Source organism: Proteus penneri (assembly GCF_003144535.1).
Classification (GTDB): domain Bacteria; phylum Pseudomonadota; class Gammaproteobacteria; order Enterobacterales; family Enterobacteriaceae; genus Proteus; species Proteus penneri.
This window is the reverse complement of sequence record NZ_PHFJ01000016.1, coordinates 14880-25796: the sequence shown is the minus strand read 5'-3', so window position 1 is coordinate 25796 and position 10917 is coordinate 14880. Positions and strand designations below refer to the sequence as shown.

The window sequence follows — 10917 nt, the reverse complement described above, 5'->3', positions numbered from 1 at the left end:
AAAAAAAAGAACATAATACTGAACCTGAAAACAACTTCGTGGTCTTAAAGACCTCTACACCCTATACATTGATAATAACTGAACATGCAAAAATTAAAGTTTTTAAGGTTTTCGAAAGAAAATATTGTCCTTTTTTTAGCTATCTATCTTGGTTTTTTTCTAAATATTTCCGTTTACATTGGCCGATACGGCACACAGAATACAAATAACCCCCTCATTGATGCATTATATATTCTAGGTGAAGTTGTCGTTAATATTGCCTTTACCTTCTTTTTACTGCGTTTTCTTTCCTTTTTTGGTTCCCTTTTTTTTAAAATAGTCGCTTCTTTTATTCTTATCGTCAGCGTTTGTGCTAGCTACTATATTTCGTTTTACGATGTTGTCATTGGTTACGGTATTATCATTTCAACACTCACTACAGATACCGATTTATCTAAAGAGCTGGTTAGTCCTAATGTCATTATTTGGATTGTTGGCTTATCTATTTTACCATTAGCACTTATTTGGCTATGTAAAAAACCAGAAAAAAATCTCACTACAGAGCAGAAGAAAAAAATCTGGATAAAAAACACAGCTAAAATGCTTGTGATTGCCGTCGCTGTATTTGCTCATCTAAAGACCTTAGATTCAAAACAGAAAGCCTACGAAATCAAAAATAACTTAGATTTACCAAGCTACAGTGGGGGCTTAAGTTATGCATACTTGCCCACAAACTGGATCATTCCATTATTCCAATATGCAATAACGCAGTATGACGATACGTTTAATAACCAAAATATTTTTGATCCCGCTGATCATTTCACATACCAACCATCAAAGGCTAATGAGGATGTGTATGTTGTCTTTATTATTGGTGAAACAGCAAGATGGGATCATATGGGATTATTAGGATATGAGCGTCAAACCAATCCTCTATTAAGCCAAGAAAAAAATCTTGTCGCCTTTAAAGGTATTTCTTGTGATACCGCAACCAAGCTTTCATTAAAATGTATGTTTGTGCGAGAAAACGGAACAGAAAGTAACGATCAGCGAACATTAAAAGAGAACAATATTTTCTCAGTTCTGAAACAGCTAGGTATGACATCAGAACTCTTTTCAATGCAAAGTGAATTGTGGTTTTACAATAAGCTTGATTTAGATAATTATGCGATGAAAGAGATGATGACCGCCAAAAACAGCAACTTTGGTAAAGAGCTTGATGATACTTTATTAATTGCTGAAACGGCGAATGCGGTTTCTCAGCGTCCAAAAGGAAATCATTTAGTGATTTTACACACTAAAGGCTCTCACTTCATGTATTCTCAACGTTACCCAGAATCATTCAAAAAATATCAACCTGAATGTTTAAATGTGGATGATGAGTGTACTAAAGAGCAATTAGTGAATGCTTATGACAACTCTATTCTTTATACCGATCATTTTATTGATGGCATACTCGACACATTACGCGATAAAAAAGCCATTGTGTTTTATACCTCCGATCACGGTGAGTCTATTTCAGAAAAAGGTGGCTTACACGGCACACCAAAAGAAATCGCACCACCAGAACAATTTAAAGTGCCTTTCTTAGTTTGGATGTCGGATAGCTATTTAGCAGAGCCTGAAAACAAGCAGTTATTTGATAACCTAAAACGCAATCAAGTTGCGGAGCGCACGTTCTATCATCACAATATTTTTGATTCAATGTTGGGTTGTTTAGGTTATTCATCTCCCGATGGTGGCATTAATAATCAAAATAATCTCTGTTTTGGTGAGACACCATCAACTGAAAAATAAATCTTTAATGAGCCATTAGACAAAACCCCACACTCAACTTAAGCGTGGGGTTTTTATTCTTCTTAACTTAATAAATAAGCTAATTATTGATTAAAGCTAGCATCAGTATAAAGATGTGTTGCCTGAATATCTTTTACTGTTTTTGCGCCACCTAACATCATATTAATTTTTAATTCTTTATTTAAATGTTGGATAACTGAATTTACACCTTCAGCTCCCCCTAAATTTAATCCATAAAGGATCGGGCGACCAACAGCCACAACATCTGCACCACTCGCTAATGCTTTAAAAACATGAGAGCCACGACGTACGCCACTATCGAAAACAATAGGTACACGTTTATTCACCACTTTAGCAATCGCAGGTAATACATCAATGGTTGCTGGAGCACTATCTAATTGACGACCACCATGGTTAGACACCCAAATCGCATCTGCGCCAGCTTTAATGGCAGTATCTGCATCTTCAGGTGATTCGATACCTTTTACAATCACTGGTAAACCAGACATTTTCTTCACATATTGAATATCTGCTGGTGTGAAGGCTTGTTTAGCTTGTGCATAAATTTCGCTAATACCCGCACCTTTACCTGTCTTAGATTTATCATCGCTAATTTTTGCGAATGCTTCTAAGTTGGCAAAGCCTAATGGGAATTGGAAATTATTTTTCACGTCATCTTCACGATAACCACCAACCGAAGAGTCGATAGTCATAATAATACCTTTAGCGCCATACTGTTTTGCTTGAGATAAAATATACTCGTTAAAGGCATCATTTTTACTCATATACAATTGAAAGAAGAAAGGATAACCCGGTTGAGCATCTGCCACTTCTTTAATGGTTTTATTACCATAAGTACTTAATGAAAAAATAGAACCTGCTTTTGCCATACCTTTTGCTGTGGCGACTTCGCCTTGTTGATGAGCAAGCCCTTGAGCTGCCATCGGTGCCTGAATGATAGGCGTATCTAATTTAATACCTAAAAATTCTGTTTTTAAATTTAAGTCAGAAAATTCGATGCCTTGTAATGACCGAGGCATAATATATTTTTTATCAAATGCAGTCGTATTTGAACGTAAATTATTTTCGTCTTCTGCACCACCTCGAATATAACCAAAAGCGCCTTTTTCCATATTAGCTTGAACTTGTGCTTCCATGGCTTTTAGGTTGACTATTTTTATTGGGCCTTCAGCAGTACTTGCTTTATATTCAGCCGCTTGTGCAACACCCACACTTAATGCCATCGCAATAGCGGTTGTTTTTAATATTTTGCTTTTCATTTTCGATCCGGTTGTTAATTAAGGGCTTATATCTATAATTTAATAAATTTAAATTTTAATTAAATTATATTTTTCAAAAAATAATATAAGCCCTATTTTTGGATAAAACTTAAATTAACCGCTTACTTTTTTGTTAAAGTATTATAGCTTGTCATAAGATTACGATAGTCTGGAATATGGTTAGCAAACAGTGTGCCTAATCCTTCAACATCATTACGCCAATCACGGTGTAACTCACAAGCTAAACCAAACCAGTTAATTAATTGCGCCCCTGCTTTTGACATTCTATCCCACGCAGAGTCACGAGCAATAGCATTGAAAGTCCCTGAAGCATCGGTTACAACAAACACTTCAAAACCTTCTTCAAGTGCTGATAATGCAGGGAATGCGACACAAACCTCAGTCACAACACCTGCAATAATCAGTTGTTTTTTGCCTGTCGCTTTAACTGCTTTGACAAAGTCTTCATTATCCCATGCATTAATTTGTCCAGGGCGGGCGATATAAGGGGCATCTGGGAACATTTCAACAAGTTGAGGCATTAGAGGGCCATTAGGGCCATCTTCAAATGAGGTGGTTAAAATGGTAGGTAAATTAAAGTATTTAGCGGCATTGGCTAGCGCTAATACATTATTATTGAATTTATCTGGCTCGATATCTCTGACTAAAGAGAGTAATCCTGCTTGATGGTCTACCAACAGAACAGCGGCATTATCTTTATCAATACGATGATATTTAAAGCTCATAATAATCTCCGATAGTATAATAGAGGTAAGACTCAATTAAATCATAGCACCAAATTTATATGACAATACTCAGATCCTTTTAAAATTACATCTTAATGTATTTATTAATAATAAATAATCGATTGTAAACTTTAAATATAATTAAATATCACGATATTTAATTAACTGTTTATTTGTTTATATAAATTTATTCGTTTCGTTGAAAATAATTATAAGTGCAACCATTCTTAAATGAATCTAAAGATTATTGCTTTAACCATTCAAAATTTTTGTTGATGTTTTAGATCTGGAAAAAAAGATAAAAAAACCCCCGCGGGCGGGGGTGAGATAAGCGCAATTAAAAGGTCTCAAACTTACTATCAGGAGATGGGTATTCATTAATGACGATTACGCACAATTTGATAGCGACGCGTTAAGTACTCAACGGGTACGCTCCAAATATGAACTAATCGACAGAATGGGAACAATAAGAAAATCGTCATGCCTAAAAAAATGTGCAATTTAAATACGAATGCGACACCTTCAAGATGAGCCGAAGCACCGCCGTGGAAGGTCACGATAGATTGCGCCCAAGCCACCAGCTTCATCATTTCGCTACCATCCATATGTTGGGCCGAGAATGGAATAGTCAGCAGACCTAACGCAACTTGAATAACCAGAAGCGTTAAGATCATGATGTCACCAAATGAAGATGTGGCTCTTACCCGTGGGTTGGTTAAACGGCGTTTTAATAACATCACGCCCCCAACCAACATTAATACACCACAAGTACCGCCACCCACCATCGCCATAATTTGCTTATATTCAATTGGCAGAAAAGATTCATACATCCAATGTGGCGTTAACATCCCCAGAAAATGACCAGCAAAAATACCAATGATCCCAATGTGGAATAAGTTAGAAGCCAATCGCATATTTTTCTTGTCTAGCATCTGGCTAGAGCCTGCACGCCAAGTGTATTGACCATAATCATAGCGTAACCAACTACCGATAATAAAAACGGCACCAGCAATATAGGGATAGATATCAAAAAATAACGTATTGATGTAATTCATTTTTGTACTCCCGTATCCAACGAATTTCCCACGTTGAGATATTGAACTGCCGTCTCTTGTGCAAAACGACGCTGATGTTGGCTGATTTTGTTACCACCACATTGCGTACCTTCTCCAAGAAACGTCACTTGTTCTTCTTCCCACACCGCATCTAACGCGGCAGGTGTATCATCTAAAGGCTCTTTTGCTACTTGAGCCGCAAGTTGTGAAGCGTCTAACTCACTTTGTGAAAGACAAAGCAACACATCAAAGAGAGCGTGATAATCACTGCCTCGTTGTTTTAAACGCTCACCTAGCAGAGCCAAAATAGGCGCAATGTTGTTTAGCCCTTCAATACACTCGGTGGCAGGTAAAAGTGTTAAATACTCAAGGTAAGTCGGCAAATAGTCAGGGAGTTCACGGCTGCTTAATGTGATCCCCGCTTGTTGATATTGATTTAACAGATCAACCATTGCCTGACCACGATCGCGAGACTCACCATGAACATGTTCAAATAACAATAGTGATCTCGCTCTACCTCGATCAAAAAGCTCGCTGTAATTGGCTTGTGCATCTAACAACTCTTGTTGCGTTAAGGCGTGAATAAACGCCATTAATTTCGCAACTTGAGTCACAGGAAGCTCATCGGCCTCCTGTAATGCGTCAATAAGCTCGCCACGGTTATCCCATAATTCTTGTGTGGGATAATCTAAAAGATGAGAAATAACTTTCAGAGAGATCATCATATTTTCTCCTCTGAACGACGTTCATCCTGTGGTGTTCTTGAAGTGATATCAATCGCATCAATCCGATGACTATTAAACAAATTAAATTTACTATCACTACCATGGCAACCATCACCAAAGCTAAAACCACAACCATTACGTTCTGGGAAAGCTTCTCTCGCAAGTTCTCGATGACTTGATGGAATAACAAAGCGATCTTCATAATTGGCAATAGCAAGATAACGATACATCTCTTGTGCTTGCGCTTCAGTCAAACCGACTTGCTCTAACGCACTTAAATCCGTTTTTCCTTCTACTGTTTCAGCACGTTTGTAATGACGCATCGCTAGCATACGTTTTAATGCTAATAACACTGGTGCCGTATCACCAGCTGTCAGTAAGTTTGCTAAATACTGAACGGGAATACGTAAGCTTTCTACATCGGGCAGAACGCCTGTATGTGGTAACACACCTGCATCAGCAGCAGATTGAATCGGTGACAAAGGTGGTACATACCAAACCATTGGTAAAGTGCGATATTCTGGGTGCAGTGGTAATGCCAGCTTCCAATCTACTGCCATTTTGTACACAGGCGAACGCTGTGCGGCATCAATTACACTTAACGGAATACCCTGCTCTTCTGCAGCTGCAATCACTTCAGGATCGAAGGGATCTAAGAAGATATCTAACTGGCTTTGGTATAAATCTTTTTCATTATCTGCACTGGCAGCTTGTGAGATTTTATCTGCGTCATACAGCATTACCCCCAGATAACGAATACGCCCTACACAAGTTTCTGAACACAGTGTTGGCTGACCCGCTTCAATACGTGGATAACAGAAAATACATTTTTCTGACTTACCACTTTTCCAGTTGAAATAGATTTTTTTGTATGGGCACCCCGTTAAACACATGCGCCATCCACGACACTTATCTTGGTCGATAAGCACAATGCCATCTTCAGCACGTTTATAAATTGCACCACTTGGGCATGTCGCAACACAAGCTGGATTTAAGCAGTGTTCACATAAACGTGGCAAATACATCATGAATGTATTTTCAAACTGCCCATACATCTCTTTTTGCATATTAGCGAAGTTTTTGTCCGCAGCACGTTTACTAAATTCACCGCCTAAATCGTCTTCCCAGTTTGGACCTTTTTCGATCTTGGTCATGCGCTGACCTGTGATCAACGAACGAGGACGTGCTGTCGGTAATGAGCCTTCTGGTGCATTTTTTAAATGCTCATAGTCATAATCAAACGGCTCATAGTAATCATCCAATGCTGGGACATCGGGATTGGCAAAAATTTTAGATAATAGACCAACACGGTTGCCCATTCTTGGTACTAATTTACCTTTGATATTTTTTATCCATCCACCTTTCCACTTTTCTTGGTCTTCCCAATTTTGTGGATACCCTGTGCCTGGTTTTGTTTCAACGTTATTGAACCAAGCGTATTCAACACCTTCGCGACTGGTCCAAACATTTTTACAGGTTACTGAACAGGTATGGCAACCGATACATTTGTCGAGGTTGAGTACCATACCGACTTGTGAACGAATTTTCATTATGCCTTCTCCTGTCCATTCAGGGTCTGTTGATAAGCATCACCTTCACCATCAAGCCAATCAATCTGTTTCATTTTACGCACCACAACAAACTCATCACGGTTAGAGCCAACAGTGCCGTAGTAGTTAAAGCTATAAGCTAACTGAGCGTATCCACCAATCATATGGGTTGGTTTAGGGCAAACACGCGTCACAGAGTTGTGAATACCACCACGCATGCCTGTCATTTCTGATCCTGGTAGGTTTATTTGACGCTCTTGTGCGTGATACATATAAATCATGCCATCAGGAATACGTTGGCTAACAATCGCTCTCGCAGTTAGCGCGCCATTACTGTTGTATGCTTCAACCCAATCGTTATCGCTAATTCCCATCTCTTTGGCATCATCTTCACTCAGCCAAACCACAGGTCCACCACGACCGAGCGTTAACATCAATAAGTTATCGCTATAGGTTGAGTGAATTCCCCATTTTTGGTGAGGAGTCAGGAAGTTCAATGCTTTCTCAGGAAAACCATTTGGTTTTTTACCTTTAACCGCATCAATCGCTTTAGTATCAATAGGTGGACGGTAAACCACTAAGCTTTCACCGTAAGCACGCATCCACTCGTGATCTTGATACAACTGCTGACGACCACTTAAAGTACGCCAAGGGATCATCTCGTGAACGTTGGTATAACAGGCGTTATAAGAGACATGTTCATCTTCAAGGCCAGACCATGTTGGGCTTGAGATAATCTTACGAGGCTGAGCAACGATATCGCGGAAACGAATTTTCTCGTCTTCTTTCACTTTGGCTAAGTGAGTGTGATCGCGTCCTGTCACTTTACTTAATGCATCCCACGCTTTTACCGCTACTTGACCGTTAGTTTCAGGGGCTAAAGAGAGGATAACTTCGGCTGCATCAATTGCTGTTTCAATCGCTGGACGCCCTTTTGCCACACCGTCATGACGGACACGATTGAGTTTTTTCAGGAAATCGACTTCTGTTTGTGTATTCCAACTGATCCCTTTACCGCCATTACCCAATTTATCCATCAGCGGGCCAAGTGAGGTAAAGCGAGCATAAGTATTTGGATAATCACGCTCAACAGGAATAAGATGTGGTGCGGTTTTACCCGGAATAAGGTCACATTCGCCTTTTTTCCAATCTTTCACATCGAAAGGCTGTGCCATTTCAGCGGCAGAGTCATGCTGAATAGGTAATGTCACTAAATCGGTTTCAACCCCTAAATGACCCACGCACAATTTAGAGAAGGTTTTAGCGATACCTTTATAGATTTCCCAGTCTGTTTTAGACTCCCAAGCAGGATCAACAGCTGCCGTTAATGGGTGAATAAACGGATGCATATCCGAAGTATTCATATCGTCTTTTTCATACCATGTTGCGGTTGGTAAAACGATATCTGAGAAAAGACAGGTACTTGACATACGGAAGTCTAAAGTTACCACTAAATCAACTTTACCTTCACCGCCTTTATCTTGCCATTCCACTTCTTGTGGCTTAACTTGGCCTTGCTCGCCTAAATCTTTACCTTGTAATCCGTTTTCGGTTCCCAGCAAGTATTTCAGTAAATACTCATGTCCTTTACCCGCTGAACCTAATAAGTTAGAGCGCCAGATAAATAAATTACGTGGGAAGTTTTGTGGATTATCAGGTTGCTCTGAAGCAAAACGGATTTCACCTGATTTCAATGCATTAACGGTGTAATCAGTGGCACTAACGCCTGCCTCTTGGGCTTTTTTCGCAATAGACAGCGGGTTTAAGTTTAATTGAGGTGCCGATGGTAACCATCCCATACGTTCTGAACGCACGTTCATATCGACCAAACTACCACTAAAGCGTGATTTATCCGCCAATGGTGATAATAACTCTGTCGGTGATACGGTTTCATAACGCCACTGACTTGAGTGATTATAGAAAAATGACGTGCTATTCATATGACGAGGTGGGCGCTGCCAGTCAAGACCAAAGGCTAACGGCAACCAACCGGTTTGTGGACGCAATTTTTCTTGTCCAACATAATGTGCCCAGCCACCACCACTTTGACCAATACAACCACAGAAAATCAGCATATTAATAATGCCACGATAGGTCATATCCATGTGATACCAGTGGTTAATACCTGCCCCCACAATCACCATAGAACGACCATGTGTTTTTTCTGCATTATCTGCAAATTCACGTGCAATACGGGTGATATTTTGACGGCTTACCCCCGTCACTTTCTCTGCCCATGCAGGTGAATATGCTTTGATTTCATCGTAATTTGATGCGCAGTTTTCATCATTTAAGCCACGCTCAATACCGTAGTTTGCTAATAGCAAGTCATAGACGGTTGTAACGTATTTTTCTTCACCATTCGCAAGTGTAATACGCTTAGCAGGCAGTTTATGAACGAGAACATCATCAAGAGCAACACCTTCAAAGTATTCACTCTTGATGCCACCAAAGTAAGGAAATGCCACATCTACAACATCATCGTGGTTCTCTAAAAGCCCTAATTGTAAAGTGACTTCTTCACCACTCTTACCGTCTTTAGGCTCAAGATTCCATTTAGCTGCGCCTTCCCAACGAAAGCCCATCGAACCTTGAGGGGCAACCAATTGCTGTGTTTTCTCATCAATAGCAATGGTTTTCCACTCTGGGTTTTTCTCCTGATCGAGATTGTTCACTAAATCAGAAGCTCGTAACATACGACCCGCAACTAAATTGCCAGAATCATGTTTATCTAACATCACTAACATTGGCATGTCAGTGTAAGTGCGCACATAGTTACTAAAGTATTCAGTTTGGCGTTTAACGTGGAATTCGTTAAGAATAACGTGTCCCATCGCCATTGCCATTGCGCTATCAGTACCTTGTTTTGGATTTAACCATTGGTCACACAGTTTAGCAATTTCAGCATAATCAGGTGTAACCGCAACAGTTTTAGTCCCTTTGTAGCGCACTTCGGTAAAGAAGTGGGCATCTGGAGTACGTGTTTGCGGTACGTTAGAGCCCCATGCAATCAGGTAAGAAGAGTTATACCAGTCCGCCGATTCAGGAACGTCTGTTTGCTCACCCCATGTCATGGGTGATGCTGGTGGTAAGTCGCAATACCAATCGTAAAAACTTAAACATGCCCCGCCAATAAGAGATAAATAGCGCGCACCCGCAGCGTATGACACCATCGACATTGCTGGAATTGGTGAGAAACCGATAATACGATCAGGACCATATTCTTTAGCTGTAAATACGTTAGAAGCAGCAATAATTTCATTCACTTCAGACCATGAAGAACGAACAAAACCACCACGACCACGAGCTTGTTTATAGCTTTTGGTTTTTTCTGGCGAGCTAATAATAGAAGCCCAAGCATCGACAGGATCACTGTGTTGTGCTTTCGCTTCACGCCATAATTTAATTAGGCGTTTACGTACCATTGGGTATTTAACGCGGTTCGCACTATATAAATACCATGAATAGCTTGCACCACGAGGACAACCACGAGGCTCATGATCGGGTAAATCAGGACGTGTACGCGGATAGTCCGTTTGTTGGGTTTCCCATGTGACTAACCCATTTTTGACATAAATTTTCCAGCTACAAGAGCCTGTACAGTTAACACCATGAGTGGAACGGACAATTTTGTCATGTTGCCAGCGACTACGATAACCATCTTCCCAGTCACGATTAACATTTAATTCTTGGCCATGATCCTTTGAAAAGGTATCGCCAAGCTGTTTAAAATAGCGGAATCTATCGAGAAACTTACTCATCAGATACTCTCCCAATGCGCGTGA

Annotated in this window: 7 protein-coding genes; 1 reads left to right on the top strand and 6 read right to left on the bottom strand. The window is 40.0% G+C overall.

Translation table 11 applies throughout. The features are described 5' to 3' along the window. Positions 1 to 84: 84 nt before the first annotated feature. Complete coding sequence (gene eptB / locus CUB63_RS16655) at positions 85 to 1776, top strand: kdo(2)-lipid A phosphoethanolamine 7''-transferase (RefSeq protein WP_109848544.1); 1692 nt, start codon at positions 85 to 87, stop codon at positions 1774 to 1776. Positions 1777 to 1859: 83 nt separating this feature from the next. Here the strand turns inward: eptB and CUB63_RS16650 are convergent, their stop codons facing one another. The 6 genes from CUB63_RS16650 to CUB63_RS16625 form a co-directional block, all read right to left on the bottom strand. Further along, a complete protein-coding gene (locus tag CUB63_RS16650) occupies positions 1860 to 3056 on the bottom strand; it encodes a lactate oxidase (protein WP_109848543.1) in 1197 nt (398 codons plus the stop codon). A gap of 122 nt (positions 3057 to 3178) precedes the next feature. Next, positions 3179 to 3802 carry an isochorismate family cysteine hydrolase YcaC gene (gene ycaC / locus CUB63_RS16645; protein ID WP_072063835.1) on the bottom strand — a complete coding sequence of 208 codons (624 nt, stop codon included), beginning with the start codon at positions 3800 to 3802 and terminating at the stop codon, positions 3179 to 3181. A 377-nt stretch (positions 3803 to 4179) separates the two neighbouring features. Then, a complete protein-coding gene (narI, locus tag CUB63_RS16640) occupies positions 4180 to 4857 on the bottom strand; it encodes a respiratory nitrate reductase subunit gamma (protein WP_006535456.1) in 678 nt (225 codons plus the stop codon). Continuing rightward, positions 4854 to 5579, bottom strand: coding sequence for a nitrate reductase molybdenum cofactor assembly chaperone (gene narJ, locus CUB63_RS16635; RefSeq protein ID WP_167426098.1), 726 nt, complete (start codon positions 5577 to 5579; stop codon positions 4854 to 4856). Before narJ ends, narI begins: the two co-directional genes overlap by 4 nt. Then, positions 5579 to 7132 (bottom strand): nitrate reductase subunit beta, encoded by a 1554-nt coding sequence (gene narH, locus CUB63_RS16630; RefSeq protein WP_075672934.1) that lies wholly within the window; start codon positions 7130 to 7132, stop codon positions 5579 to 5581. Before narH ends, narJ begins: the two co-directional genes overlap by 1 nt. Then, positions 7132 to 10893 carry a nitrate reductase subunit alpha gene (locus tag CUB63_RS16625; protein ID WP_109848542.1) on the bottom strand — a complete coding sequence of 1254 codons (3762 nt, stop codon included), beginning with the start codon at positions 10891 to 10893 and terminating at the stop codon, positions 7132 to 7134. The genes narH and CUB63_RS16625 overlap by 1 nt, the downstream gene beginning before the upstream one ends. Between the last annotated feature and the right edge of the window lie 24 nt (positions 10894 to 10917).

Coding starts and splice junctions, on each gene's coding strand:
- eptB (WP_109848544.1), top strand. CDS start 85: ATGCAAAAATTAAAGTTTTTAAGGTTTTCGAAAGAAAATATTGTCCTT.
- CUB63_RS16650 (WP_109848543.1), bottom strand. CDS start 3,056: ATGAAAAGCAAAATATTAAAAACAACCGCTATTGCGATGGCATTAAGT.
- ycaC (WP_072063835.1), bottom strand. CDS start 3,802: ATGAGCTTTAAATATCATCGTATTGATAAAGATAATGCCGCTGTTCTG.
- narI (WP_006535456.1), bottom strand. CDS start 4,857: ATGAATTACATCAATACGTTATTTTTTGATATCTATCCCTATATTGCT.
- narJ (WP_167426098.1), bottom strand. CDS start 5,579: ATGATCTCTCTGAAAGTTATTTCTCATCTTTTAGATTATCCCACACAA.
- narH (WP_075672934.1), bottom strand. CDS start 7,132: ATGAAAATTCGTTCACAAGTCGGTATGGTACTCAACCTCGACAAATGT.
- CUB63_RS16625 (WP_109848542.1), bottom strand. CDS start 10,893: ATGAGTAAGTTTCTCGATAGATTCCGCTATTTTAAACAGCTTGGCGAT.